The organism is Imperialibacter roseus, assembly GCF_032999765.1.
GTDB classification, from domain to species: domain Bacteria; phylum Bacteroidota; class Bacteroidia; order Cytophagales; family Cyclobacteriaceae; genus Imperialibacter; species Imperialibacter roseus.
The window spans coordinates 297,827-322,621 of the sequence record NZ_CP136051.1; the positions used below are offsets into that span (position 1 = coordinate 297,827).

Below are 24,795 nucleotides of genomic sequence, written 5' to 3' on the forward strand. Positions count from 1 at the left end.
CGTATTTACAAATGGAATATTATTGTAAATTTAATGTGGACAAGATTGACAATCCGGTTTAGGATAGTTCCAACTATGCTTAGCGGTGATGGCTGGTACAAGAAGTACAGCATCTTTAAGTTTTTTCTTAAATTATTAAACCTTTTCTTGCACCTTTATGTTTTAGTAATCGCTAAAACATTAAAAGATGAGCAAGACCTGTATTAGAGTATTGGCGGATCCCGTCCAAATTAAGGAATGCAAGGAATCCCTAAATCAACTTGATGAGCAACTAGACCAAGCTACCCGGATATTCAATCTTTCAGGAAACCCTATGAGATTGAAAATTCTTTTTCTCCTATTCAAGGAAGGAGAAATGTGTCCGTGCGACCTGAGCGATGTACTGGATATATCCGTAGGCGGTGTTTCACAGCATTTGCGTAAGCTAAAAGACGGGAAGCTCGTCAAAGACAAGAAAGTAGGTCAAACTGTTTTCTACTCACTGATAGAAGAAAATATACGGGTGATCAAGCCCGTCTTAAAAAGCTTATTTGATAACAATAAAAGAGAACCAGTGTCATGAGCAATTCATATCAAACAAATACATCATCCAAAAGTATAGGAGCCGGTTTGTTGGCAGCCTTTACTGCATCCCTTTGTTGCATTACCCCCGTTTTTGCCACCCTGGCAGGGATTGGTGGTATTGCTTCGTCCTTTTCATGGATGGACCCTTTCAGGCCCTATTTAATAGGCCTTACCGTTTTGGTATTAGGGTTTGCCTGGTATCAAAAATTAAGACCCAGAACACAGGAGGAAATCGACTGTGCCTGTGAAGACGATGAGCGTCCCTCCTTTTGGCAGTCAAAGAAGTTTCTGGGAATCGTTACCATCTTTGCGGTATTGATGCTTGCTTTTCCATCCTATTCCGGCATTTTTTTTCCGGACAACAGCAAAGGGGATAAAGTTATCGTGGTGAAAGAAAGTGATATTCTGAATGCAGAGCTTAGTATCAAAGGCATGACCTGCACAGGATGCGAGCATAGTGTGAATGCAGCACTTAATAATAGCGAAGGTGTTCTTGAAGCTTCTTCATCCTACGAAAGTGGTATTGCTACAGTCAAATTTGACCAATCAAAAGTATCCGTTGATCAATTGGCAACCAATGTTGAGGAAGCCACAGGGTATAAAGTCACCGACAGGAAAATCATACAAGAAGAAACCTCAAATAGATAAAGAATGAAATCCATAGTATTAAGTGTTGCACTGGTTGCTTTGCTGGCAGGGCACGGCACAATCTACTGAATCTCAAAAAACAGCTAAAATCGGTCAAAAAAGTGAGACAGTTAAGCTGAAAGTAACGGGGCTCACCTGTGCCGGCTGTGCCAGTCTCCTTTACAAGGTGTTAAAGGAAACAAAAGGCGTTATCGACAACTCCGTGGAATATCCCGGAGATATAGCTGTAGTGGATTATGACCCCAAACAAACCCAACCCGAGAAGCTTATAGCAGCTATTGAAGAAAAGACCAGCTATAAAGCTGAATTACTAAAACCTAACAACGACGAATAATGGAAAAAGAAATCGTTTTACAATCCACTATTACCTGTCCTAATTGTGGACATCAAAAAGAAGAAACAATGCCAACAGATGCATGTCAGTACTTCTATGAGTGTGAAAGCTGCAAACAAGTCCTAAAGCCAAAAGACGGGGATTGCTGTGTGTATTGCTCGTATGGAACTGTGGCATGTCCTCCCATTCAGGAAGGTGGAAAAAGTAGCTGTTGTTCATGAAATATGATGTAATCGTCATCGGATCCGGAATGGCCGGTATGACCATAGCCAATAAATGTGCTAAGAAAGGATTGAAGACTGCAGTTACAGATTCCAGACCGTACGGTGGTACATGCGCATTACGAGGTTGTGATCCCAAGAAAATATTGGTTGGAGCTGCTGAGATCATTGACCGGGCCAATAAAATGAAGGGGATCGGCATTCAAGGAGATATCTTTATTAACTGGCAAGACTTGATGGCTTACAAGAACGACTTTGTTGCCAAAATACCGAAAGGTGTGGAGAAAGGTTATGAAAAAGCAGGCGTTGACATGTATCACGGAGCAGCCAGCTTTGAATCGGAAAACACCGTCCGTATTGGAAAAGACCTACTGGAAGCGGATAAAATTGTAATTGCAACAGGTGCACGACCCGTGACCCTTGATATACCTGGAGGTGACTTACCCATTGACAGCACGGATTTTCTAAACCTGGAAGAGCTTCCTAAGGAAATCACATTTATAGGAGGCGGTTACATTGCCATGGAGTTTGCTCACCTGGCTGCGAGAGGAGGAAGTAAAGTAACCATAATTCACAGAGGTAAAACGCCCTTGGAAAACTTTGAAGCTGATATCGTAAAGCATTTGGTAAATGCTACTGAAGAATTGGGTATCGACCTTCACCTTGAGTGGGATGTGGTGGCAGTTGAAAAAACGGATAACGGGCATGCCGTAAAGGCAGCATCAAAAAATGGTGAAAAAACTATTCAAACGGACTTAGTTGTTAATGCTGCGGGTAGAGTGCCTGAATTGGATGACATGAACCTTGAAAAGGCTAATATTTCTTACTCCAAAAAAGGAATACAGGTAAACGAATACCTTCAAAGCGAAAGTAATCCATCAATATATGCAGCTGGAGATGCTGTAGCGAGCAAGGGTTTGAATCTTACACCCGTTGCGGTGCTGGAAGGGCATGCCGTAGCTGCCAATATTATTCGTGGTAATTCCAAAACACCCGACTACACAGAAATGCCGAGTGCGGTATTCACCTTACCAACTTTGGCATCTGTAGGGATGACGGAAAAGCAGGTAAAAGAAATAGGTAAAGAATATCGGGTAAAAGATGGCTCAGTATCAAACTGGTACAATGCCAAACGAATCAATGAATCAACTTATGCGTATAAAGTCCTTTCAGACAATGAGGGGTACATTTTAGGAGCACACATTATTGGCCCACATGCAGAGGAAATGATTAACCTTTTTGCAATGGCTATTCGTGGAAAGCTTACGGTTTCTGACATACGGAACATGGTTTATGCATATCCATCGATGGGCTCGGATATCGGATCAATGGTTTAAATCTTGATAAACATGCTACCAAAAGACTTAACAAAAGACATAAAAACCCGCCTGCAAAGCATCAAAGGCCAAATGGATGGCTTGATAAGAATGCTGGATGAAGGCAAAGACCCGGAGAAGATTCTCATACAATTCAAAGCGGCAAAAAGTGGCTTGGATAAAGCACACTACCTCTTATTGGACGAAACATTTAGAAAATCCCTGGCCATTAAGATATCCGAAACTTCAAGTGCCTGTCCTGGAAATTGTGGTAATGAAGAACAAATAGAGATGCTACGACAACAATTTCCGGCGATTGGAGCAGATGATCTCACCGAAAAAATGAAAGAAATTTCGAGACTTAAAAACCACTTAGATCGATTCAATCAATTAGATCAAAATAACTCCTAAGTTTTTTTGGAGACCACCCCATAGCACCTCGTACGTTTGTTTCAGCTTTTATTCAAACCCATAATAGAGAATAATATGAAACGAAATGTAGAAATATTTACAGCAAACTGCCCCGTTTGCGATCCGGTAGTCCAAATGGTGAAGGAACTGGCTTGTGATCAATGTGAAATCACTATTTATGATTTGATCAAGTTATGTGATGACAAGGTTTGTTTGAGCAAACTGGAAGAATATCAGATTAAAAAAGTACCAGCCATAGCGGTCAATGGCAAATTGCTAAACTGTTGTCAGGATCAGAACATATCCAAAGAAGAACTGATAAAGGCAGGTATTGGCCAGGGTTGACAAAAGCAATTCATGGCTGATTGCAGCTACTGCAGTTTCTCCACCAACGTGTTTCTACTATGCTGGCCATTTTTGAAAGTCTGATTGGCATTTTATTGATTTCAGGGAGACTCCTAAAATCTGTTCTGGTACTGGCAGCCATACTGATCATTTGGCCGCAGAGCGAAACATATCAAAAATAATATTTAAAAAAGGATTAGGTGACCACCCCTAACCCCATCATACATTTGAAACAACATTTACAAAAAAAGAAGTTATGAGACAAATGATTATTGCAGCAATCCTGGCTAGTGGATTTGCACTGATGAACGTGACAGCTAAAGCACAGACAACAAATGGCGTAGATACTCTTAAAGTCACACATCAAATAGAGTTTGAAGTGCAAGGGATGAGCTGCCAGGCTGGTTGTGCCAATGGCATAGACAATATGCTCAAACAGCAAAAAGGGGTCGTAAAAAGCAAGACAACCTATGATACCGGCACCTCAACGATCTGGTATAACAAAGAACTGATATCACAAAAAGAGATCGAAAATTTGATCAAAGACAGGGGCTTCAAAGTGAAAGTAAAAACAGAAGATCAAGAGGAAGACTTATAATCAGTTATGCGAAAATTAATAAAATTAAAAGACGATTTCGTCAGCATAGCATCCTTATTTACCTCAGTATCTACCTTGCTGTGCTGTGCCCTTCCGTCATTACTCGTGGCAGTGGGTATGGGAGCGGTGGTGGCGGGAATGGTTTCGGACTTTCCAGCATTGATCTGGCTGAGCAAGTATAAGGAATGGACTTTTCTGATAGCAGGTATTTTGATCGGATTTAACTTTTGGCTGTTTTATGGCCGCAAAGGAGATCTGGCCTGTGAAATAGACGAATATGGCAATGAAACGCCTTGTGATACAGCCGCCCGTTGGAGTAAAATAATCCTATGGATATCCTTTGGGTTGTACCTACTCGGATTGTTCTCAGCCTACCTGCTACTACCAATTCAACAATTTTTAGGTCTTTAACACACACAATGAAAAGAACAGTCATTTTAATATTACTAACTATTAAAGCCATTTATCAGATCAGTGCTCAGGGACACGGACCTCTTTATGGTTTACAAACCCCTACATTGGCAAAAGGAGGATTTGACTTTAATGCAGCAGCTATGAGCCTGGCTACCGAAGATGATCAATCGTTTATGCTTAGGTACATCTGGTCGTATGGGCTGACGGAAGATCTGCAAATTAATATTACTACACCCACCGTGATCAACAGATTGTCTGAAGCCCCCAGAACAAGAGGTAACAACAACATGCCTGCAAATGGTGACATAGAAGCATCGGTATGGTACCGTTTCTTTTCCAATGCATTCGGCGTTGGCAAACGCTTTGAATCCACAGCTATTTTAAGTGTTTCGACACCTACTGAAGAAACCAGGAGTGGTATCAGCGTAAGCAACTCCATTCATGGAGCAATCTCTACCGGCTATGCTTCACGTACCTGGTATGCCTGGGTTGGCGGTGGTTATCAATATTATTTTGAGGAAAGCAATGATCAATTAGGCGACCTTCCTTACGCAAGTCTGGTGGTTGGTTATCGGCCGAATATATTTATGGGAGACTATCCAAAGCCGGACTGGAGGGTATTTGTGGAATCGCTGGCGGAGTTTCCCGGAGCTAATACCAGTGAAACTCAGCTTAGCCTCGTTGATCAAAGAGGGAAAAAAGTTATGATCGGTCCTTCATTTTTAGGGCTTTATGGAGCATGGGGTATATCCTTTGGAGCATTATTTCCGGTCTATCAGGATGTAACACAGGGTCCAAAAGAGGAATACAGGCTTTCATTAAACATTAGTTACTGGTTATAAATTTTAAAAACAGAAGAAAATGAAAAGATTAGGAATAATAGCATTGTTGACAATTTTTAGTTTGAGCGGTGCAATGGCTCAGTTGATCAAAGTAGATCAGGAGGTTTTTGGAATGGATTGTGCACCTTGTGCCTATGGCCTGGAGCGTGGACTCAAGAAAATGGATGGGCTGGAAAGTGTAAAAGTAAGCCTCAATGATGGAAAAGCTTATCTTAAGCTTACTTCCGACAATGAACTGACCTTACAAAAAATCCAGAAAGAAGTGAAGAATAACGGATTTTCAGCCAGAAATGCAGAAGTCACTTTAAATGGAGAACTGCTTAAAGAGGGCAATGAGTGGACAATTAAGGTCAATGGAGAAACGTTCAAAGTCAGCGATGATACTACCAGTGACATACTATCTAAGCTTAATCCGGGCAATATCCGGGCAAGAGGATGGGTAAAAGACGAAGAAGATGGTGAGTTAAGTAGTAAATGGGCTATTAGAATAATGGAAGTCTTAAAATCTTAAAAGACCTACGAGAAATACTTTATTAAGTCTAATCCAGACATTCTATTGCTCCCTTCTTTTGTTATTTTGGGATATGCAATGCTCACCACCATGGCAGGAGTATCAGGCTCATTCTCGTAGGTTGTCCTGGCTGAATCCAGCTAGGCCCTTTTTTGTGGGCATTACGGTTGTAGTGTTGGGATTTGCCTGGTACCAAAAACTTAGACCAAAGGCCAAAGATGAAAAAGAATGTGCCTGTGATGAGGATTTACAGCCCTCCTTTTGGCGAACAACAAAGTCCCTTTCAATAATCACGATCTTTGCCGCCCTGATGTCAGCATTTCCACTTTATGCGCATATTTTCTACCCGAAGACGACAAACAACTTATCATAATTGACAAGTCAGATATACAGGCCGCAAATTTTGAAATCAAAGGCATGACTTGCCAGGGTTGCGCAGCTCATGTTGAACATGAGGTAAATAAGCTCAGTGGTATCCTTAAAGTAACCGCATCCTACGAACAGGGCAATGCCATTGTTGAATTTGACAATACCAAAACAGGCATCCTTGAAATTGAGCAAGCTATCAACTCGACCGGATATTCTGTGACCAATAAAACAGGGAAATAAATGGAAATCATATTAGAATCAACCATCACCTGCCGGGAATGCGGACATCAAAAAGAAGAAACCATCCCCACTGACGCCTGTCAGTACTTCTATGAATGGGAAAATTGCCACCAGGTACTAAAACCGAAGGAAGGGGATTGCTGCGTGTATTGCTCCTATGGCTCAGCACCTTGTCTACCTGTTCAGGAAGCAGGAAGTGGACATTGCTGTGAATAGTAAACTGCTTAGAGTTGCAATAACCTGACATCAATCATTTTTTCAACTAAGTCAAGTCATATAATCCCCGAAAGTGACCCGTTAGTTTTGACCTACAGTGATTTATCATTGCTGAGTCAACGAAGCTTTTGTACTTCGCCCTCTCATGTTATGAAAATTTAAAAAAAGGGCTTTCTCCCGACAGGACTCAAATGATAAATGTTCACTAAACTCTTAAAAGATGAAAAATTATTTTATCTCCATGGTGTTTATGGCAGTGGTTGCTCCTTTGCTTGCCCAAAACGAAATGGGTCAAATCCAACCCTCCCCCACAGATAGCATCGTGTATTCATGTCCGATGCACCCTGAAATTACACCGCATAAGCCTGGAAAATGCCCGAAGTGCGGAATGGATCTCGTCCAAAAAGATCCTGCTTCACCAGGACATGAGATGAATATGATGATGTGCCCGATGAATGGAATGGTAGACATGGACCACCAACATGATGAAAAAAAGCAGAACCGGAAAATGATGAATGGTATGGGGGTAATGGGTATAGCCATGGGGGCCATGATGGTTGTGGCACTTATCATTTTTGGGGGCAATTAAATCAAATGGAGCATCAATTATCATAATGAGTCTTCAATGAACTATCAAAGTATAAAGCATATGAAAACCTTAAAAATTGCGCTGGCTATTGCCGTGGCAACAACTATCGTTTCCTGCGAGATGAACAATGAACCAGAGCGTCCCATGTTGTCAAATAAGGTAGCAGGCACCTACAACGGCACGCTGAGATCCAGTTTTTCACAAACTGAAACGCCTGCAACGGCTGAAATCACTACGATTAATGATTACACCATTCAGGTTCGCTGTTACAGTGCTGATGTCGACACCACATTTTCACTTGAACTTTATCTGGATGGAGATATGATGACGGTATGTTTCACGGACAATGATTTTACGAATCAGTATGGTCACGGCATGTCGGCCAATCATCACATGATGGGAGGTAACAGCAACTGGACCTCATGGCAGCAGCACATGAGTGCGGAACACGACCCTGATGATGAGCATTACGGATATTTCGATATGAATTCTTCGACATTCAACTACACGTTTGATCTCATAGGTACTTCTGATGGCGGCACACAGTATTTCACTGGCAAAAGATAATTGGTGCCTTTGATGACAATGGTGCCAGGTTCACCTGTTTATTATCAGGCATAAAAATGGGGGGTGGACCCGGGCAGGCATTGACAGATTGCAACAAAACATCAGGCAAAGAAGCTACGGACAATTATATTTCCTTGTGCAGCTTTCACCGTATATGATCCTTCCGAAAGCTGACATCAATCATTTTTTCAACCAACTCAGGTCATATAATCCCAAAGTACGACCTCTTAGTTTTGACAGGTAATGTAATGATTTGCGAAATATAGCTGCAAAAAGATCATTCATTGTAAGAGCAAGCCAATAGGTAAAAAATTCTCTCTTGACACTATCAATTTGGAGTGGATTTAACGGGGCTAATGCAGATCTGCTCGCTAAACTTTTAGGTCACCTATGATTATCAGGAAATTACATAAAATGCAAATGCACCTGGCCTTGAGCCTGCTCCTCGCCTTTTCCGGTGTATTCGTATGTAATTTTCTTTGCGACTTTGGCATCCTGGATATCCGCATATATTCTAGCGGGTCTGGGGGTATAGCCCATCGACACGACAGTAATCACAAACACGGCCATTCGGAAAATTCAGGCGATCATCACAATATCCATCCTACCGGAGAAATAGCACCTCAGCATAACGATAACCACACCACACATCATCGGCACAACGGCAATAGTGAGGATGAGTGCTGCGAAGAAGAGACCAATCAGCTACTGGCCAGTTTGGCCCAATATGAACTACCAAAATTCGAAACCGAAAAAATACCGGTCTTGATCCAAGCAGTACTATACGATATTGATTTCGTAAGTTTTCATATACATAAAAACACCGATCCTTACCAACTAAACAGCTCGCTTTCTCCACCTGTTGGTGGTAGTTTCCTGCGCATTCTGTATCAGTCTTTCCTATGCTAGACATGCAATATTGATCATTTGGGGTCTCCTCCCAAGAAGAGGTTCTTATATCTCATTTTTTACACAAAATCAATATTGCAATGAAAACTATCACAATACAGATAAAAAACATGGTATGCCCTAGGTGCATCCATGTGGTCAAGCAGATCCTGCGTGACTTGAATATTTCTTTCACAGAAGTAGACCTGGGCTATGCCACTTTAAACATCGATCCGTTTCCGGATTTTGATCTCATCAATGAAAAGCTCGAAGCGCTGGACCTGGGGCTGATCTGTGATCAGAATGAATTACTGATTACCGAAATCAATAAAGCCATCCATTGCTACATGGAAAATATAAGCTGGATAGGCCACCGGAAAAAGCTTTCAGATTATATCTCAAAGGAGGTGGCGAGAAACTACCACCAGCTGAGCAAAGTATATAGCCGGTACTCAGGGATCACCATCGAGCAGTATTTTATTGACCTCAGAACAAATAAAGTCAAAGAGCTGATCAGGCAAGGTAAACTCAACCTTAGCCAGATAGCCATTACGGTAGGTTACAGCGGTATCCACTATCTGTCGGGTCAGTTTAGGAAATATACTGGGTTGTCCCTCTCAGAGTACAAGAGGAAATTGGAAGAGGAATCCGGGAAATCTGCTGGAAAGGAAGACCAGGCTGTTATCAGGAGGCTTATTCCTATGCGCCCGGGGTATGAAGTAAGTTCCAGAAGCAATGGTGACCGAAGATTCAATACCCCAGGCGACTATCAGGACTACAAGGTTCACGTATCAGTTTAAGGGCGATGAAGACCATTGAAGCAGGATTGAAAATATTTCAATCCGTACAGGGGTATTTTATTGCTGACCGCAGGACGTTGAACTATGTGCATCTGAATCGCAACCTGTGGGACAGAGCGAGTGTAGTCTCCAAATTCGGGGCGCTCAGTCTCAACGGCCATATTCCCGACACCAGGTTTAATGATGTCCTGGCACGTTTTCTCCTGGATGATGTAAAAGAAGGAATTGCAACGCACAATTTGGAGATATTCAATACACTATGTGAGGACCTTGCATTTTTAAATAAGGCGAGGTTCGTAGTGTCCAGTGTACTCTGCGTACATGATCCCCGCTTTTTTCCTGTCTGGGATGACCGGAGGTGCCTGATCCAAGAATGGGAAAAGCAAAATGAGGTCTGCACTTACCGGGAGCTGAAGCAGAGGATTGACCTGTATAAAGCCGAAAACGGGTGCAATGGCCTGGACTATTTTATGTTCAATAAGCTACTGTGGCTTTGTGAATGAGGAGGTAGATATGAGGTTTTGTAAAAGTATCAAAGTACTGCGATGTGCTCTGGTTGGCGTAGGTATACTGCTGGGATCAGGAGCAGTTGCCCAGAAGTACTATGTAGCAAAAGAGGGCGACATGTCGATCCATTTTGGTTACAAAGACGGAATATCTACAGCTGAAAGCAAAGAGGTGGATATTATCTTTAACAGAAAGAAAATAACCTTGTGGATCACCATAAAAGGCTCAGACTTTAAGACAGGAAATTGGAAAATAGATAAACGGCTCTTCCGCAAGAATGAGAATGAATTTGTGATCAAGGCCTATCTCATCCAGGAAAACGTTATTTATGGTGGAGATGAGTTCTTCCGGTTTTCACTGATCGGCAGGGTATTCAACAAGGTAGAGGGAGGACCGGTGAGTATTATGGGAGCTTTCGGCGACAGCCCGGACGGCAGAAAGGAAAACTTGTCACTCTATATGTATTTCGGAGTTGCAAGCAAATGGATGGGCGATCGTTTTCTGAAGCACTCGGATTATCCGGTGGTCAATATCCGTATCACTGCAGAACTGGAGCCAGTGATCGGGACGGACTAAGTACAATAGTTAGCTGTTAAGCTATGAGCAGGTTGAAATTCCTTAAATATTACCCAAAACTTCGTAAGGCAGAGCCCTGTGCCGATACGTTGGTCTATTTAAATGACACTAAATCTCCGGATCGGGCTCACCTGTAACTATTTGTTAGGGGCGGTCGGTCGCCGGAGGCTAACTGACGAAATCATGACAATTAAAAATATTTTCATTTTCATAGGGATCATTACCGCAGTGGTTTCCTGCAACGTGTACCGGGACGTCCAGATCTTTAAAGACAAAAAAGCTGATTTTGGACAATACCAGACTTATGCCTGGTTACCCGAGGCAGAGCATCCGGCAGACTCTGCCTGCACAGATGATCTCATCAGGAGAAACATACGCAACTACTTTACGCATTGTCTTACGCAGCGCAAGCTCAGGTCAGATACCATAAATGCACAGCTTTTGCTCCGCATCGAATGGCTCAGCCATGCCAGGGAAGTAAACTTACCCCCGGTTTACGATCTGCCGGAGTTCTTCGATATCGGGTATTACTACGCCCCGACCTTGTACCTCCGTGGCGGCAAGCTTACCGGCAAACCGGGATGGCGCAATCCGTATATGAGCCCTGAAAAGGTCGAATATATACACGGTGGAGTAAAATTGACGGCCATCGACAGGCAAACGAACCAACTGGTATGGGAAGGAGTGGCCCAGGGAGACCTGTATGACCTCAAGGTGATGCTTGAAGACCTGCATCCGGCCGTTCATAAGATGATGAAGCAGTTTTCAATCAAAATTACCACAAACTAAGATGGAGACCATATCAGAAGTAAAACCAAAGACGATACAGTACGACATCCTAAGCGGCGACCCAAATCCTCTAGGGGCTACCGTAGTGGATATGGGGGTAAATTTTTGCCTCTTTTCCAAAAGCGCATCAGGCGTAGACCTCTGCCTTTTCAAAGACGCAAACGACGATGAGCCTTTCCAGGTGATTTCCCTAAAAGCTTCCGGGAATCGCAGCTTCCATTACTGGCATGTGCTTGTGAAGGAATTGCCTGTTGGCGCCCTGTATGGATACAAAGTATATGGCCCTTTTGATCCGGCAGTCGGCCGTAGATTTGATCAGTCCAGGCTGCTACTCGACCCTTACGCAAGAGCGGTGGTCACACCAAAAGCATATAATCGACAATCCCTGGCCCCAATTGGCCAAACAGAAGTAACTCATTCGCACTGTATGAAATGTGTGGTGGTAGATCCGCAGGCTTACGACTGGAATGGAGATAAACACGTGCATCATCCCTATTCACGCTCTGTAATTTATGAGGTTCACCTTAAAGGATTCACCCGGCACCCCAATTCGAAAATAGAAAAGTCCCTGTTAGGTACCTATACCGGCCTGGTAAAGAAAATACCTTTCCTTAAAAAGCTGGGGATCACTGCCGTAGAGCTCATGCCGGTCATCCAGTTCGATCCGCAGGATGTTGGCAATGGTCTTCCCACGAATTATTGGGGATACTCCCCCATTGCTTTTTTTGCACCTCACAATGGATACTGTTATTGTCATGACCACAAAGTGATAGCCGATGAATTCCGGAACATGGTGAGAGCGCTTCATAAGGCCAATATTGAGGTGATCCTGGATGTGGTATTTAACCATACGGCTGAGGGCAATGAAGTCGGGCCTACGCTATCTTTCAAAGGACTGGAAAACGACACGTACTACATCCTGTCACATAAGCAGGAGTACTATATGAACTACTCCGGCTGTGGCAATACGTTCAACACCAATCACTCGGTGGTACGCAGGCTGATCATGGATGCGCTGAGAAGATGGGTGGTTGAAATGCATATTGATGGATTCCGGTTCGATCTGGCCTCCATCATGTCAAGGGATGAGCATGGCTACCCGATGGAAAACCCTCCGGTGTTGTGGGAAATAGAATCAGATCCCGTGCTGGCCAGTACGAAGATCATAGCTGAAGCATGGGATGCCGGAGGGCTCTACCAGATAGGATCATTTGTAGGTGATAAATGGGCAGAGTGGAACGGCCGTTTCAGGGATGATATCAGACGGTTTCTGAGAGGAGATAACGGAGCTGTTAGTGATTTTGCCAATCGCATTGCAGGCAGCCCGGATATTTACAACAAACCCTTTCGTGATCCAAACCGGAGCATCAATATGATCACCTGTCATGATGGATTCACCCTCAATGACCTGGTGAGCTATAATCATAAGCACAATGAAGCCAATGGAGAGAATAACCGGGACGGATGCAACGAGAACTATTCCTGGAATCATGGGGTGGAAGGCCCAACAAATGACCAGGAAATAGAAGCGCTTCGATTGAGGCAGATCAAAAACTTCATGGTGCTGCTATTACTTTCCCAGGGTACTCCCATGATCTCCATGGGGGACGAAGTGAGACGTACACAAAGCGGAAACAATAATACCTACTGCCAGGACAATGAAATCAGTTGGTTTGACTGGGACCTGGTAGAGAAAAACAAGGATTTGCTAGCCTTTGTGCAGCATTTGATCAGGTTCAACCAGTCCCAAAAGATATTCAGAATGGAAAGGTTCTGGGGAGAAAAGCCTGAAAGAGGAAGTGAATGCATCACATGGCATGGCGTGAAACTATTCGAACCGGACCGGAGCTACGATTCCCATTCTCTGGCTTATCAACTCAAAGAGGAGTTTGGCGACTATCAATACCATTTCATGATCAATGCCTGGCATCAACCATTGACTTTCGAACTGCCTCAAACTGATCATCAGTGGTACAGGATCATAGATACATTTCAGCATAATTCATTTTGTTCGTTTGGGAAAAGTCCGGTGATCGAAAATACCTCTAAAGTAATGGAAAGATCACTAACCGTCCTTATGTCGAAGTTATACTAAAGGATCGCCTAGAAGAATAGAAAAATTCCATTAATCATTGTCAAAATATCATAAAACAAGGTGTCGGTTTGGCGGTACATTTAATTGAGTTTAATGTAAATAAACTAATTATGAGACCAGTCATCTTTTTTATCAGCATTCTGTTTTTGCAAGGGATCTTATCCTGCACTGCCCATGCACAGCGTACCTACATTACCCGAAAAGGAACGCTGGTTGCCAAAACGCTCAAGGGAGATTCATTGGTAACACATGAGTTCAAAAATATCAATGTGCTGCTGGACTATGACGAGGCTGAGGTGGTCATCAATTTCAAACTGGACGAGACCCTGGATGATCATATCCCGACCAATCGATTTTTTTACGATTATGATGTGGCTATCAGGTCCAGGCTTTCCCTCAGGGAAATTGAAACTCAGTCGCACCCCATCAGGAATTTCAGTATCCAGGGCGAACTCTATTATGGTGAAGCTGCATATTACATAACAGGTGAGGGCGTACTTGAGCACTGGGAAGGAAGTGAGGTCATGTCTTGCCTACTGACTTTAGATATCAAGCTGATGGACGATGCGAAACTTGTCCTCAGCCCGTTTGGAAAGGTGGAAGACATTCATCTATTTCAGACGGTGCTGAACCGGGAAGTCCTTGACCAGAGTGGAAAAGTTGGGTATTGATATGAACGTGGTGAAGTACTCGGGCGAATCGGAGCTATTTTCGGAAGAAAAGCTGACCAGGAGCCTGCTGAATTCAGGAGTGGTTGATCGTCAGCTCGAATCGATCCTATCAGGGATCAGGAGCGACATCTACGAAGGAATCACCACAAAGAAATTATTTCAGATAGCCACGAAATGGATGAAGAAATATGCTCCATACTCCGTGCCCCGGTACAAGTTAAAAGCAGCGATCCATAAACTGGGCCCCTTAGGTTTCAGGTCCTTCATCAGCGAACTGCTGAAATACCAGGGGTTTGAGGTGATGACGAAGCTCACCATATAAAGGCAGATGCATTACACATGAAATAGCCATAAGGAATACCCTACCCAACGGACCGGCGTGGAACGATGAATAACCAGTCAACAGACTACGATCTATTCCGTAATGACACAGGCTATTCCCGCTTCGGCGGACCGATCTGGCCTCTAAAAAGTAAATTTTATACACATGAAATCTCCATGGGCGGCTTTAGCGCACCCGAACGAAAATGAATATGGAGTAACTTTCAAGGGTTATCGAAACCCTTGAAAGTTAAATGAAAACAGGAGAAGTAGCTTTTGAGCAAATAGTAAAGGTCGGCTGTGGCCTTGACGTACATCAGGCGGTGATCGTAGCGACGATCAGCAAAGGGCAGAATGACTACCAAACCAGGGAGTTTGAAGCCTACACAAGTTCTTTGACAGAGTTAAGAGATTGGTGCAAGAGCCAGGGAGTTACCCATGTAGCAATGGAAAGCACAGGCGTTTATTGGAAGCCGGTATTTAACATACTGGAAGAGGACTTTGAAATCATTCTGGTCAACGCCCGCCATGTGAAGAATGTGCCGGGGCACAAAACAGACAAACGTGACAGCCGGTGGATCAGCAAGTTGTTGTTGGCTGGCTTGTTAAGAGGAAGTTTTATTCCTCCAAGAGACATTAGGGAGTTGCGGGATCTTGTCAGGTACAAAAAGCGCCAGGTAGAACACGTAGCCAGTGAGAAGAACAGACTGATAAGGATACTGGAAGATGCCAATATCAAACTCAGTACTGTGCTTACTGAAGTTCATGGTGCCACCGGTAGTAAAATCATCAATGATATCATTGATGGTAAGACCAATGTGGATGATTTAATGAAGCACATTCATGGGAAGGTAAAGGCCAACCGAGAAGACATCCGTAAAGCCCTTGAGGGAAAATTAACAGCCCATCATCGTTTTATGCTCAATATTATCAGGAAGAGCATTGAGGAAAAAGAAGGGATCATTGGAGAACTGGAGCAACATATAGACCGAGCCACTGCTCAGTATGCTGTAGAAATAGACTTGCTGCAAACCATCGATGGGGTGGGAAAAGACAGCGCCATCAGCATTATCAGTGAGATTGGTGTAGATATGAATCAGTTCCCTAACGAGCATCACTTGAGTAGTTGGGCAGGGCTGAGCCCGGGGAACAACGAGAGTGCGGGTAAAAAAAAAGCACAAGGACAGTTAAGGGAAACCGCTACCTGAAGTCTCTTTTGGTGGAATGTGGTTGGGGAGCGACAAGAAAGAAAGACGGCTACCTGAAGCGCAAATATCAAAGTTTAATTGCACGCAGAGGCAAAAAGAAAGCGCTGGTAGCAGTTGGTCATAAGATTATTATCGCCGCCTACCATGTTCTAAAAAACAAAGAGGCCTACAAGGAACCGCTATTGCACGATAGTGCTGAACGAAACAAGAAGCAGATCAAAAGACACTTAGCCAAACTAAAAGAGCTAGGCTACGATTTGGTTTCTGCTGCTTAAAGAACTTTAAAAGGCCGGTCTGTTACTGGATCGTCTTCAATGACAGCCTGTACATGAAATTGGTCTAACAAACAGGTTAAGCACCCAACGATGTAGCCAATCCACCAACTGGTGGAAGGAGCACGAAGATGAAAATTTACTCTCTTAACCTTGTTATGGATACTTTACTACTTGATCGAAACGAAATTATATACAGATGAAATTGACTTGGTTGCCGAAAAAGCAAACCAGCATTTCATAATTGGATGTAAGTTTCACAACAAGCCGGGGCATAAGACTGATGTAAAGGTTCCGCTTTACATCAACTCAAGGTTCCGGGATGTAGAGTTTAGCTGGCGCAATCTGAAGGGCACAGGGATAAGTTTCATCAGGGTTGGGTAGTGACTAACAGCAAGTTTACTACAGATGCCATTGCCATGGGAAATGTGCCGGGTTGCGCATGATCAGTTGGGATTACCCTGAAGGGGACAGCCTCAAAGATATGATCTCAGAATACGGCTTGCATCCGGTGACCAGTCTCTCTACCCTTACCAGGGAACAAAAATCGGAACTGCTATCTCGGGGCATTGTACTCTGCCGAACCATTTGTGATCATCCTGATGTTCTGCGTCAGTTCCTTCCGGAGAACACCAATAGCTACAGGATCCTTAAAGAAGCGCACGGTACCGCAGGGTGCATTCAAACGACACCACTTCTCCCAATTTAAAAAGGATATCAGCCAATACCTCTGACGCATCCTTTTCTTAGCCTGGATAAGGTCAATGGTTGGCCCACAATAGTGTCTATCAGAAGCAAAATAAAATAAATCTCTGCCACAATTACATCAAACTGCGGCTGACAAACCGGGTTAAAATCTGTAGAACAAACATTTCGAATAAGATGGATGATTTTGTAATAACCCATACGTTCACTTCCGCCGGACAGATACCGGACGAAGTGTGGAATGCAATCAGGGCCGGGCAGGAGGTAAAGGAAGGTGTCAGCTATAAAAAAGCCGGTCCGGACCAGGTAAGTGTAAGCTTTCCTGCTTATCTCTACACACCGGAGTACATTTCAGGAATTGTCCAGAAATCCGGGTTTAAGGAAAAGCCCGAAGAAAAAAGATCATTTTGGAAAACGATCCTGGACTTCCTGGCCAGTGACACAGACAACTCATTCGGCACCAGGAGACTGGACTGCTGCTCACTGAACAGATATAATCAAACCCAGGGCAGAGGCAGAACAAAATACCTTAAATCTTCCACAAGATTTCAAAAATAGTCGAGCACGGTTCGCTCGTAAATTCACATGGTAATTAAATACAGAATTAAACAACCTTTAAAATTTCATTAATCATGAAAACGATAAATTTTAGCAAACTAGCTATACTCCCGCTACTACTTTTAGTATCCGGCGTAGTATATGCACAGCAGCCTTCGCTGCAGTTTTTCAGACCCAATAGCAAAGCAGGGCTCAATATATTCGAACCTTCCCAACAGGATACCGTGGCATTTGATGGCCTCAAAGTTCGGGTTGGAGGTGATTTTGCCATGCAGTTCCAGGGCCTCAACCAAACGAACTCCTTAGACAGCCTCGTGGAGCTGGGCTCCAACTTCAACTTACCCAGTGCCAACTTAAACCTGGACGTACAGTTGTATGATGGGGTCAGGATGCATCTGCGGACCTACCTCTCATCTAAAAATCATAACGAGTCCTGGGTGAAAGGAGGCTACATGCAAATAGATAAGCTCGATTTTATCAAGCCCGGCTTCCTGGCAGGCGTGATGGAGGTAACCAGGATCACTGTCGGTATGGATGAGTTCAACTATGGCGATGCGCACTTCAGAAGGAGCGACAATGCCAGGGCAATTTTCAACCCCTTCATAGGTAATTACATCATGGATGCTTTCTCCACCGAGGCGTTTGGAGAAGTAACCATCCAGAAAAGTGGTTTTCTTGGAGTTGTTGGAGTGACAAACGGTAAGCTCAACCAGAGCGTAGTGGTCAATGACAATTCTGACAACAAAGCTTCATTCTTTGGAAAACTTGGTTATGATAACCAGCTAAGCAATGATCTGAGGGTGCGTCTCACAGGCTCTTGGTACATCAACAAAGGCACCACTACTGGTACCTACCTTTTTGGTGGAGACCGGGCCGGGTCCCGGTATTACAATGTAATGCAAACCCTGGATGGTAATGGCAATGCGTTTGAAGGCCGGTTCAATCCCCGGTTCAAACAATTGACCGCCATACAAGTGAACCCATTCATTAAATTCAAGGGCCTGGAGTTCTTCGGGATCTATGAAGTTGCCTCCAACAGCGATGACCAGGGTGCCGGGTCTTTCACACAGCTTGCCGGTGAGCTACTCTATCGCTTTGGCAGCACGGAGCAGTTTTACCTGGGGGGGAGGTATAACACGGTATCCGGAAAAATGACTGAAAACGCTCTCACGCAAGAGATCAACCGGTTGAATATCGGTGGAGGCTGGTACCTGACCAACAATGTGATGGCCAAGGTAGAATATGTTACACAAAAATATGAAGGTGAGGGTTGGATCTCCACCAAGTATAATGGTGGTGAGTTCAACGGGGTAAACCTGGAAGCTGTGATCAGCTTTTAGGGGTGGTGAAGAGTGTGCCGGACCAGTCGTCCGGCACTTTTCTTCATTATTAAAAAGCATATTACTCTTTACGAACCTTGTTTAATTAATATGACTGAAATGCTTATTACAACTGATAATTTGGCTTCACAGCATTCATTTGCCACCAAATTTCATCAGGAGGAACCAAACACTACAGGAAAAATTTCGTACATTAGCAAAGTATCTTAAAAAAAGAAGTGCAACGCTTTAGACAAAAATCGGCCATTTTGTTATCCATGCTGGTGCTGTTCAGCTCTATGAGCTTCAACTTTAGCATGCATTTCTGCATGGGCCAGTTGGAAAGCATTGCACTGTTTCAGCAAGCCAAACCATGTGAAATGGTTACACAGCCTGTACCTTGTGTCCATGACCATCATGACCAGGAATGTGAGCTCAACCATACACACACGGCTAAAAAGGGCTGTTGCGAAGATCACTTTTTGCAGGTAGAAGGACAAGATGAACTTGCCCGGGTTGCTGCTCCCGTTTCCATGCCGGATTTCCACATGGTGGCGGTACTTTATGCACTTGTCTCGTTCATTTTCAGCGCTCCTACAGTTGATTATTATTCCTACAAAGACTATTCCCCTCCCCTGATTGAGCGTGACATACCTGTGCTCGTTCAGTCCTTCCTGATTTAAGCATTTCATTCAATTCTTTCACTTGGCACAGCATTCTGCTGCGCCACAAGTGCATACATCTGTATGCGCTCAGTTCAATCCAGTTTCAAAGAAAATTGAATGAAATCATGCTTAATAAAATCATTAAATACTTTCTTGAGAACAAGTTAGTTACCGTTCTCATATTAATTGGCTTCATTGCCTGGGGCATTGTAACGGCACCATTTGGCTGGCAAGTGGGTGCATTGCCCTCCGATCCTGTGCCGGTTGATGCCATTCCTGATATTGGCGAAAACCAACAGATCGTCTTTACCCAGTGGCAAGGCCGGTCGCCACAAGACATAGAAGACCAAATTTCGTATCCGTTGACTACCTATTTACTAGGTATTCCGGGCGTAAAATCCATCCGAAGCACTTCTATTTTTGGTTTCTCCAGCATCTTTATCATTTTTAGTGAAGATGTAGAGTTTTATTGGTCTCGCTCACGAATTATCGAGAAGCTCAATGCCCTACCCAGGGATTTATTACCCGAAGGGGTGCAGCCCGCCCTTGGCCCTGATGCTACAGCCCTTGGCCAGGTGTATTGGTACACCATCGAAGGCCGGGATAAACAAGGCAACCCTACAGGTGGTTGGGATTTGCACGAAATACGCACCGTCCAGGATTTCTACGTGAAATATGGCTTGAACGCTACAGAAGGTGTATCGGAGGTAGCATCGATTGGTGGGTTTATACAGGAGTACCAGATTGACGTTAATCCCGATGCTCTGAAGGCTTACAGTATCCCGCTGCATAAAGTGATGCAGGCCGTGCTTAAATCCAACCGGGACGTAGGTGCCAAAACCATCGAAATCAATCAGGCTGAGTACCTCGTCCGGGGATTGGGCTATATCAAAAAAGTGGAAGACATTGAAAAGGCGGTAGTGGCCGTTCAGGATAATGTACCTATCCGCATCAAAGACATTGGTGTAGTTACGTTGGGTCCTGCCACCCGAAGGGGGTTGCTGGACAAAGGAGGAGCCGAGGTAGTAGGTGGTGTCGTTGTGGCCCGTTTTGGAGCCAATCCTTTACAGGTCATCAACAGTGTAAAGGCTAAAATCGGTGAAATCGCTCCTGGCTTACCAAAAAAGACCCTGGCCAATGGCGTGGAAAGCCAGCTGACCATTGTCCCCTTCTACGATCGCTCCGAACTTATTTACGAAACTCTTGGTACGCTTGAAGAAGCCCTGTCGCTGGAAATTCTGATTTCCATTTTAGTAGTGATCGTGATGGTGTATAACCTGCGGGCATCTTTCCTTATTTCGAGTCTTTTGCCAATAGCTGTGCTCATGGTCTTTATTGCCATGCGCTACTTTGGTGTAGATGCCAATATTGTAGCCTTGTCGGGTATCGCCATTGCCATCGGTACAATGGTGGATCTGGGTATTATCCTATCAGAAAATATTATCAAACACCTGGATGAAGCACCACCCGGTCAAAAACTGATCGATACCATTTACAACGGTGCTTCAGAAGTCAGTTCTGCCATTCTAACCGCAGTATCTACCACCATAGTGAGTTTCATTCCGGTATTTACCATGCAAGCTGCCGAAGGGAAACTCTTTGGCCCCCTTGCTTTCACCAAAACGTTTGCCCTCGTGGCGGCACTTATTGTTTCCTTATTGATTTTGCCCACACTAGCCCATTGGTTTTTCGGGGCAAGGATCAAAAGTAAAAAGATTCAAAAATGGCTGAATATCGTACTGCTACCTGTAGGTATTGCCTGCCTTTTTCTCGGACAGGTATGGGCAGGAATGATGCTGTTGGCATTTGGCACTGCCGGAACTTTGAAGTCACTCAGAAGGGAACCAGGCAAAGATGTCGGAACTATCGAACCATCAACAAATCAGCCCGTCAAACCATTGTTCTTTCAGACCATTAGCAAATCCGCAAATTGGGTTTTAAATCATGCTGAAATATTTATAGTCGTTATTGGTGTGGTATGGCTGCTAGCCAAATACTGGTTGCCACTGGGCGCAAGTAAAAGCCTCCTGCTCAATGTTGTTTTTGTCACCATGCTGGTCGGTCTTATCTTGGGGGCATTCTCCCTCCTAGAGCATTTTTACAAACCCATACTTAAGTGGTGTCTGGATCATAAAGGCACTTTCCTCACCATCCCTTCCTTTCTGATCCTATTAGGGGCAACTAGTTGGATAGGGTTCAATTCCGTCTTTGGTTTTGTGGCAAAGGGATTTGATGTAGTAAACTGGGATGTACGTACCACTAAAGTATGGTCTGGGTTAACGGAAGCTTTCCCTGGCGTAGGTAAAGAATTTATGCCATCCCTCAATGAGGGCAGCTTCCTGCTGATGCCTACATCCATGCCGCATTCAGGACTTGAATACAACCGCAAGGTGCTTGGGCAATTGGATATGCTTCTTACCAATATTCCTGAAGTGGAATTAGCTGTTGGCAAACTGGGGCGGGTGGAATCCGCACTTGACCCGGCACCTATCTCCATGTACGAAAATGTCATCAACTATAAACCAGAATATATGCTCAATGAAAAAGGGCACAGGGTGCGGTTTAAAGTGGACAGGAAGGACGGTTTCATACTCGAAAGCGGTGATACACTTTCCAATGAGGAGGCCTTAACCTGGGGAGTATCATATCAAGACTTAATACCAGATGACAATGGGGATTATTTTCGAAACTGGCGTCCCCACATCCAATCACCAGATGACATTTGGGATGAAATAGTACAGGTAAGCAAGATACCTGGCGTCACTTCAGCACCCAGGCTGCAGCCGATAGAAACTCGTCTGGTCATGCTTCAAACGGGTATGCGGGCACCCATGGGTATTAAAGTCTATGGCCCTGATCTGAAAACCATTGAACAATTCGGGCTGGAGCTGGAGGAAATACTAAAAGGAGTGCCTTCGGTAAAGGCAGAAGCGGTATTTGCCGATCGGATCGTGGGAAAACCCTACCTGCACCTCAATATCAATCGGGATGAGATCTCCAGATATGGCTTGAATGTAGAAGATGTACAGCAAACAATAGAAACAGCTATTGGTGGCATGAAGATTACCTCAACAGTGGAAGGCCGGGAACGCTTTCCGGTGAGGGTACGCTATCCACGTGAATTGCGTGACGATCCCGAGTCGTTAGGCAAAATCCTGATACCTACTCCAACAGGGGCACAAATACCCATTTCGCAGATTGTTGATTTTGAATACGTTCGTGGGCCCCAGGCTATTAAAAGTGAAGAGACCTTTTTGGTAGGCTATGTACTCTTTGATAAGCGAGATGGATTTTCAGAAGTGGGGGTGGTAAATGCTGCCCAAAAAACCATTCAAGACAAAATTGACGCTGGAGAATTAAGTGTTCCTGCAGGGATCAGCTATAAATTCTCAGGGAGTTATGAAAACCAGGTTCGGGCAGAAAAACGTCTGGCCATCATCGTTCCTTTGGTCTTAGCCACTGTATTTCTCATCCTCTACTTCCAGTTTAAGTCAGTCAGTACCTCCCTGATGGTATTTACAGGTATTGCCATGGCCTTTAGCGGTGGTTTTTTGATGCTTTGGCTCTACGGGCAAGGCTGGTTTGCTGATTTCTCCATCTTCGGCACCAACATGAGGGATCTGTTCCAAATGCATACCGTCAATTTGAGTGTGGCCGTTTGGGTAGGATTCATTGCCCTCTTTGGCATTGCCACAGATGACGGGGTATTAATAGCCACTTATCTGGATCAGAGCTTTGAGCGAAATCAACCTGGTACTTTAAAAGAAGTCAGGGAGGCAGTAGTAGAGGCTGGGCTGAGGAGGATAAGACCCGCCTTGATGACAGTTTCTACTACAATGATAGCCTTGTTGCCCGTGCTCACCTCCACTGGACGTGGTGCGGACATTATGATCCCAATGGCGATTCCCTCCTTCGGAGGAATGGCGTTCGCACTGGTGAGCATTTTCATTGTGCCGGTACTATACAGCTATCGTGAAGAAAGAAAATTAAACAAGACACAACCATGAAGATAATTGTAAATATCATACTGCTTGTTTTTCTCGGAACGAGTGTGGGTCAAGCTCAGACCCTGGATGACTATTTCAAAATAGCAGCCCAAAACAATCCGGGGTTGCAATCGAAATACAAAGAGTTTGAAGCAGCATTGCAAAAAGTAGATCAGGTCAGTACGCTACCTGACCCCTCATTTTCTTTTGGGTATTTTATTTCCCCGGTAGAAACCAGAGTGGGTCCGCAAAGGGCTCGGTTTTCATTGACCCAGATGTTCCCCTGGTTTGGTACACTCAGAGCGCAAGGAGATGCCGCTGCTTTAATGGCGGAAGAAAAGTACCAGTCCTTTTTGGATGCTCGTAACAAACTATATTATCAAGTTGCCGCAGCATACTATCCACTATACGAACTGAACCAGTGGAAGCAGATTGAACAGGAAAATATCGACATCCTGCAATCCTATAAAACCATTTCCAATTCAAAATTTAAAAATGGAACCGGTACCATGGTGGACGTACTCCGGGTGGATATCATGCTTAAAGATGCCACCACGAATCTGAGCATCCTGGATCAGAAAGAAAAACCACTAATCACCACTTTCAACAAGCTGCTGGACAGGGGTGAAAATGATCCGGTGGTAGTAAGCGATTCCTTATCGGCAGAATCTTTAGCCGATGATTTTCGAAGGGATTCTTTGCTGACCAATAATCCGGTGTTGAATGCACTGGATCTTAGAATAAAAGCAAGTGAGGCGCAAGAACAAGCTGCCATAAAACAGGGGCTTCCAAAGCTGGGTGTTGGTCTGGACTATGTGATGGTAGGCGAACGAACAGACATGAATTTACCCGATAATGGAAAGGACGTGTTGATGCCTATGTTTTCGGTCAGTATCCCCATTTTCAGGAATAAGTACAAAGCCGCTGTAAAAGAAGCGCAGCTGATGCAAGAAAGCTATTCCCTTCAAAAGGATGAATACGTCAATTCTCTTACTTCCGGTTATGAAATGGCCTGGTTTGAAATACAGCAACAACTAGAGCTACTTCAGCTATACGACCAGCAGATACAGGAATCCGAACAAGCCTTAACCCTCTTGTTTACTGCCTATGGCAACTCTGGAAAAGAGTTTGAAGAAGTATTGCGCATGCAACAGCAACTTCTAAAATATGAAAAAATGAAAGCCTCGGCAGAAGTCCAATATCAAGTTGCAGTGGCCAAACTCAATTATTTGACAGCAAAAACATATTAA

Annotated in this window: 31 protein-coding genes; all 31 read left to right on the forward strand. The window is 44.1% G+C overall.

All coding sequences use genetic code 11. The annotated features are described in order from the left end of the window. Positions 1-187 precede the first annotated feature (187 nt). The 31 genes from RT717_RS01195 to RT717_RS01345 all read left to right on the forward strand — a co-directional run bounded on the left by RT717_RS01195 (position 188) and on the right by RT717_RS01345 (position 24,795). Positions 188-562, forward strand: coding sequence for an ArsR/SmtB family transcription factor (locus RT717_RS01195; RefSeq protein ID WP_317489922.1), 375 nt, complete (start codon positions 188-190; stop codon positions 560-562). Then, positions 559-1,212, forward strand: a complete 654-nt coding sequence (gene merTP, locus RT717_RS01200) for a mercuric transport protein MerTP (protein WP_317489923.1) — start codon at positions 559-561, stop codon at positions 1,210-1,212. Before RT717_RS01195 ends, merTP begins: the two co-directional genes overlap by 4 nt. Positions 1,213-1,234: 22 nt before the next feature. Beyond that, positions 1,235-1,546, forward strand: coding sequence for a heavy-metal-associated domain-containing protein (locus RT717_RS01205; protein ID WP_317489924.1), 312 nt, complete (start codon positions 1,235-1,237; stop codon positions 1,544-1,546). After that, positions 1,546-1,767 (forward strand): GDCCVxC domain-containing (seleno)protein, encoded by a 222-nt coding sequence (locus RT717_RS01210; RefSeq protein ID WP_317489925.1) that lies wholly within the window; start codon positions 1,546-1,548, stop codon positions 1,765-1,767. The genes RT717_RS01205 and RT717_RS01210 overlap by 1 nt, the downstream gene beginning before the upstream one ends. Then, positions 1,764-3,104: a dihydrolipoyl dehydrogenase family protein gene (locus tag RT717_RS01215; protein WP_317489926.1), complete on the forward strand. Its 1,341-nt coding sequence runs from the start codon at positions 1,764-1,766 to the stop codon at positions 3,102-3,104. The genes RT717_RS01210 and RT717_RS01215 overlap by 4 nt, the downstream gene beginning before the upstream one ends. A gap of 12 nt (positions 3,105-3,116) precedes the next feature. Next, positions 3,117-3,494 carry a metal-sensitive transcriptional regulator gene (locus RT717_RS01220; protein ID WP_317489927.1) on the forward strand — a complete coding sequence of 126 codons (378 nt, stop codon included), beginning with the start codon at positions 3,117-3,119 and terminating at the stop codon, positions 3,492-3,494. A gap of 75 nt (positions 3,495-3,569) precedes the next feature. Then, on the forward strand, positions 3,570-3,839 hold the full coding sequence (locus tag RT717_RS01225; RefSeq protein ID WP_317489928.1) for a thioredoxin family protein: 270 nt from the start codon (positions 3,570-3,572) through the stop codon (positions 3,837-3,839). Between the two features lie 256 nt (positions 3,840-4,095). Further along, complete coding sequence (locus RT717_RS01230; RefSeq protein WP_317489929.1) at positions 4,096-4,437, forward strand: heavy-metal-associated domain-containing protein; 342 nt, start codon at positions 4,096-4,098, stop codon at positions 4,435-4,437. A gap of 6 nt (positions 4,438-4,443) precedes the next feature. Then, positions 4,444-4,848 carry a hypothetical protein gene (locus RT717_RS01235; RefSeq protein ID WP_317489930.1) on the forward strand — a complete coding sequence of 135 codons (405 nt, stop codon included), beginning with the start codon at positions 4,444-4,446 and terminating at the stop codon, positions 4,846-4,848. Between the two features lie 8 nt (positions 4,849-4,856). Further along, a complete protein-coding gene (locus RT717_RS01240; protein ID WP_317489931.1) occupies positions 4,857-5,693 on the forward strand; it encodes a hypothetical protein in 837 nt (278 codons plus the stop codon). A 19-nt stretch (positions 5,694-5,712) separates the two neighbouring features. Beyond that, the gene (locus RT717_RS01245; RefSeq protein WP_317489932.1) at positions 5,713-6,204 is read left to right on the forward strand and encodes a heavy-metal-associated domain-containing protein; all 492 of its coding nucleotides are present in this window, start codon (positions 5,713-5,715) and stop codon (positions 6,202-6,204) included. Between the two features lie 261 nt (positions 6,205-6,465). Beyond that, the gene (locus RT717_RS01250) at positions 6,466-6,813 is read left to right on the forward strand and encodes a heavy-metal-associated domain-containing protein (protein WP_317489933.1); all 348 of its coding nucleotides are present in this window, start codon (positions 6,466-6,468) and stop codon (positions 6,811-6,813) included. Continuing rightward, positions 6,814-7,029 carry a GDCCVxC domain-containing (seleno)protein gene (locus RT717_RS01255; protein ID WP_317489934.1) on the forward strand — a complete coding sequence of 72 codons (216 nt, stop codon included), beginning with the start codon at positions 6,814-6,816 and terminating at the stop codon, positions 7,027-7,029. Positions 7,030-7,249: 220 nt separating this feature from the next. After that, positions 7,250-7,618 carry a heavy metal-binding domain-containing protein gene (locus RT717_RS01260; protein WP_317489935.1) on the forward strand — a complete coding sequence of 123 codons (369 nt, stop codon included), beginning with the start codon at positions 7,250-7,252 and terminating at the stop codon, positions 7,616-7,618. 60 nt (positions 7,619-7,678) lie between these two features. Further along, complete coding sequence (locus RT717_RS01265) at positions 7,679-8,185, forward strand: hypothetical protein (RefSeq protein ID WP_317489936.1); 507 nt, start codon at positions 7,679-7,681, stop codon at positions 8,183-8,185. A 390-nt stretch (positions 8,186-8,575) separates the two neighbouring features. Next, positions 8,576-9,094: a hypothetical protein gene (locus RT717_RS01270; protein ID WP_317489937.1), complete on the forward strand. Its 519-nt coding sequence runs from the start codon at positions 8,576-8,578 to the stop codon at positions 9,092-9,094. A gap of 80 nt (positions 9,095-9,174) precedes the next feature. Beyond that, positions 9,175-9,873 (forward strand): AraC family transcriptional regulator, encoded by a 699-nt coding sequence (locus tag RT717_RS01275; protein ID WP_317489938.1) that lies wholly within the window; start codon positions 9,175-9,177, stop codon positions 9,871-9,873. A gap of 5 nt (positions 9,874-9,878) precedes the next feature. Next, positions 9,879-10,376 carry a hypothetical protein gene (locus RT717_RS01280; RefSeq protein ID WP_317489939.1) on the forward strand — a complete coding sequence of 166 codons (498 nt, stop codon included), beginning with the start codon at positions 9,879-9,881 and terminating at the stop codon, positions 10,374-10,376. Positions 10,377-10,386: 10 nt separating this feature from the next. After that, on the forward strand, positions 10,387-10,956 hold the full coding sequence (locus RT717_RS01285; protein ID WP_317489940.1) for a hypothetical protein: 570 nt from the start codon (positions 10,387-10,389) through the stop codon (positions 10,954-10,956). Between the two features lie 183 nt (positions 10,957-11,139). Continuing rightward, the gene (locus RT717_RS01290) at positions 11,140-11,745 is read left to right on the forward strand and encodes a DUF4136 domain-containing protein (RefSeq protein WP_317489941.1); all 606 of its coding nucleotides are present in this window, start codon (positions 11,140-11,142) and stop codon (positions 11,743-11,745) included. 1 nt (position 11,746) lies between these two features. Continuing rightward, positions 11,747-13,840, forward strand: coding sequence for a glycogen debranching protein GlgX (gene glgX, locus RT717_RS01295; RefSeq protein WP_317489942.1), 2,094 nt, complete (start codon positions 11,747-11,749; stop codon positions 13,838-13,840). Between the two features lie 110 nt (positions 13,841-13,950). Continuing rightward, positions 13,951-14,511, forward strand: a complete 561-nt coding sequence (locus tag RT717_RS01300) for a hypothetical protein (RefSeq protein WP_317489943.1) — start codon at positions 13,951-13,953, stop codon at positions 14,509-14,511. Continuing rightward, positions 14,483-14,833: a hypothetical protein gene (locus RT717_RS01305; protein ID WP_317489944.1), complete on the forward strand. Its 351-nt coding sequence runs from the start codon at positions 14,483-14,485 to the stop codon at positions 14,831-14,833. Before RT717_RS01300 ends, RT717_RS01305 begins: the two co-directional genes overlap by 29 nt. A gap of 253 nt (positions 14,834-15,086) precedes the next feature. Next, on the forward strand, positions 15,087-16,040 hold the full coding sequence (locus RT717_RS01310; protein WP_317489945.1) for an IS110 family RNA-guided transposase: 954 nt from the start codon (positions 15,087-15,089) through the stop codon (positions 16,038-16,040). 11 nt (positions 16,041-16,051) lie between these two features. Beyond that, positions 16,052-16,315: a hypothetical protein gene (locus tag RT717_RS01315; RefSeq protein ID WP_317489102.1), complete on the forward strand. Its 264-nt coding sequence runs from the start codon at positions 16,052-16,054 to the stop codon at positions 16,313-16,315. A gap of 439 nt (positions 16,316-16,754) precedes the next feature. Beyond that, on the forward strand, positions 16,755-17,021 hold the full coding sequence (locus RT717_RS01320) for a PDDEXK family nuclease (protein WP_317489946.1): 267 nt from the start codon (positions 16,755-16,757) through the stop codon (positions 17,019-17,021). A gap of 173 nt (positions 17,022-17,194) precedes the next feature. Next, complete coding sequence (locus RT717_RS01325) at positions 17,195-17,575, forward strand: LDCC motif putative metal-binding protein (protein ID WP_317489947.1); 381 nt, start codon at positions 17,195-17,197, stop codon at positions 17,573-17,575. A gap of 74 nt (positions 17,576-17,649) precedes the next feature. Beyond that, positions 17,650-18,915: a hypothetical protein gene (locus RT717_RS01330; RefSeq protein ID WP_317489948.1), complete on the forward strand. Its 1,266-nt coding sequence runs from the start codon at positions 17,650-17,652 to the stop codon at positions 18,913-18,915. Positions 18,916-19,133: 218 nt separating this feature from the next. After that, entirely contained in the window at positions 19,134-19,577 is a 444-nt protein-coding gene (locus RT717_RS01335; RefSeq protein ID WP_317489949.1) for an HYC_CC_PP family protein, read from the forward strand. A gap of 107 nt (positions 19,578-19,684) precedes the next feature. Continuing rightward, on the forward strand, positions 19,685-23,566 hold the full coding sequence (locus tag RT717_RS01340) for an efflux RND transporter permease subunit (protein ID WP_317489950.1): 3,882 nt from the start codon (positions 19,685-19,687) through the stop codon (positions 23,564-23,566). Further along, entirely contained in the window at positions 23,563-24,795 is a 1,233-nt protein-coding gene (locus tag RT717_RS01345; RefSeq protein WP_317489951.1) for a TolC family protein, read from the forward strand. Before RT717_RS01340 ends, RT717_RS01345 begins: the two co-directional genes overlap by 4 nt.

Excerpts from the sequence above, each read along its gene's own strand:
- RT717_RS01265 (WP_317489936.1), top strand. The coding sequence starts at position 7,679 with ATGAAAACCTTAAAAATTGCGCTGGCTATTGCCGTGGCAACAACTATC.
- RT717_RS01330 (WP_317489948.1), top strand. The coding sequence starts at position 17,650 with ATGAAAACGATAAATTTTAGCAAACTAGCTATACTCCCGCTACTACTT.
- RT717_RS01325 (WP_317489947.1), top strand. The coding sequence starts at position 17,195 with ATGGATGATTTTGTAATAACCCATACGTTCACTTCCGCCGGACAGATA.
- RT717_RS01245 (WP_317489932.1), top strand. The coding sequence starts at position 5,713 with ATGAAAAGATTAGGAATAATAGCATTGTTGACAATTTTTAGTTTGAGC.
- RT717_RS01345 (WP_317489951.1), top strand. The coding sequence starts at position 23,563 with ATGAAGATAATTGTAAATATCATACTGCTTGTTTTTCTCGGAACGAGT.
- RT717_RS01230 (WP_317489929.1), top strand. The coding sequence starts at position 4,096 with ATGAGACAAATGATTATTGCAGCAATCCTGGCTAGTGGATTTGCACTG.
- RT717_RS01270 (WP_317489937.1), top strand. The coding sequence starts at position 8,576 with ATGATTATCAGGAAATTACATAAAATGCAAATGCACCTGGCCTTGAGC.
- RT717_RS01235 (WP_317489930.1), top strand. The coding sequence starts at position 4,444 with ATGCGAAAATTAATAAAATTAAAAGACGATTTCGTCAGCATAGCATCC.
- RT717_RS01280 (WP_317489939.1), top strand. The coding sequence starts at position 9,879 with ATGAAGACCATTGAAGCAGGATTGAAAATATTTCAATCCGTACAGGGG.
- RT717_RS01195 (WP_317489922.1), top strand. The coding sequence starts at position 188 with ATGAGCAAGACCTGTATTAGAGTATTGGCGGATCCCGTCCAAATTAAG.
- RT717_RS01290 (WP_317489941.1), top strand. The coding sequence starts at position 11,140 with ATGACAATTAAAAATATTTTCATTTTCATAGGGATCATTACCGCAGTG.
- RT717_RS01260 (WP_317489935.1), top strand. The coding sequence starts at position 7,250 with ATGAAAAATTATTTTATCTCCATGGTGTTTATGGCAGTGGTTGCTCCT.
- RT717_RS01220 (WP_317489927.1), top strand. The coding sequence starts at position 3,117 with ATGCTACCAAAAGACTTAACAAAAGACATAAAAACCCGCCTGCAAAGC.
- RT717_RS01340 (WP_317489950.1), top strand. The coding sequence starts at position 19,685 with ATGCTTAATAAAATCATTAAATACTTTCTTGAGAACAAGTTAGTTACC.
- RT717_RS01210 (WP_317489925.1), top strand. The coding sequence starts at position 1,546 with ATGGAAAAAGAAATCGTTTTACAATCCACTATTACCTGTCCTAATTGT.
- RT717_RS01215 (WP_317489926.1), top strand. The coding sequence starts at position 1,764 with ATGAAATATGATGTAATCGTCATCGGATCCGGAATGGCCGGTATGACC.
- glgX (WP_317489942.1), top strand. The coding sequence starts at position 11,747 with ATGGAGACCATATCAGAAGTAAAACCAAAGACGATACAGTACGACATC.
- RT717_RS01255 (WP_317489934.1), top strand. The coding sequence starts at position 6,814 with ATGGAAATCATATTAGAATCAACCATCACCTGCCGGGAATGCGGACAT.
- merTP (WP_317489923.1), top strand. The coding sequence starts at position 559 with ATGAGCAATTCATATCAAACAAATACATCATCCAAAAGTATAGGAGCC.
- RT717_RS01285 (WP_317489940.1), top strand. The coding sequence starts at position 10,387 with ATGAGGTTTTGTAAAAGTATCAAAGTACTGCGATGTGCTCTGGTTGGC.
- RT717_RS01320 (WP_317489946.1), top strand. The coding sequence starts at position 16,755 with ATGATCAGTTGGGATTACCCTGAAGGGGACAGCCTCAAAGATATGATC.
- RT717_RS01310 (WP_317489945.1), top strand. The coding sequence starts at position 15,087 with ATGAAAACAGGAGAAGTAGCTTTTGAGCAAATAGTAAAGGTCGGCTGT.
- RT717_RS01275 (WP_317489938.1), top strand. The coding sequence starts at position 9,175 with ATGAAAACTATCACAATACAGATAAAAAACATGGTATGCCCTAGGTGC.
- RT717_RS01300 (WP_317489943.1), top strand. The coding sequence starts at position 13,951 with ATGAGACCAGTCATCTTTTTTATCAGCATTCTGTTTTTGCAAGGGATC.
- RT717_RS01240 (WP_317489931.1), top strand. The coding sequence starts at position 4,857 with ATGAAAAGAACAGTCATTTTAATATTACTAACTATTAAAGCCATTTAT.
- RT717_RS01225 (WP_317489928.1), top strand. The coding sequence starts at position 3,570 with ATGAAACGAAATGTAGAAATATTTACAGCAAACTGCCCCGTTTGCGAT.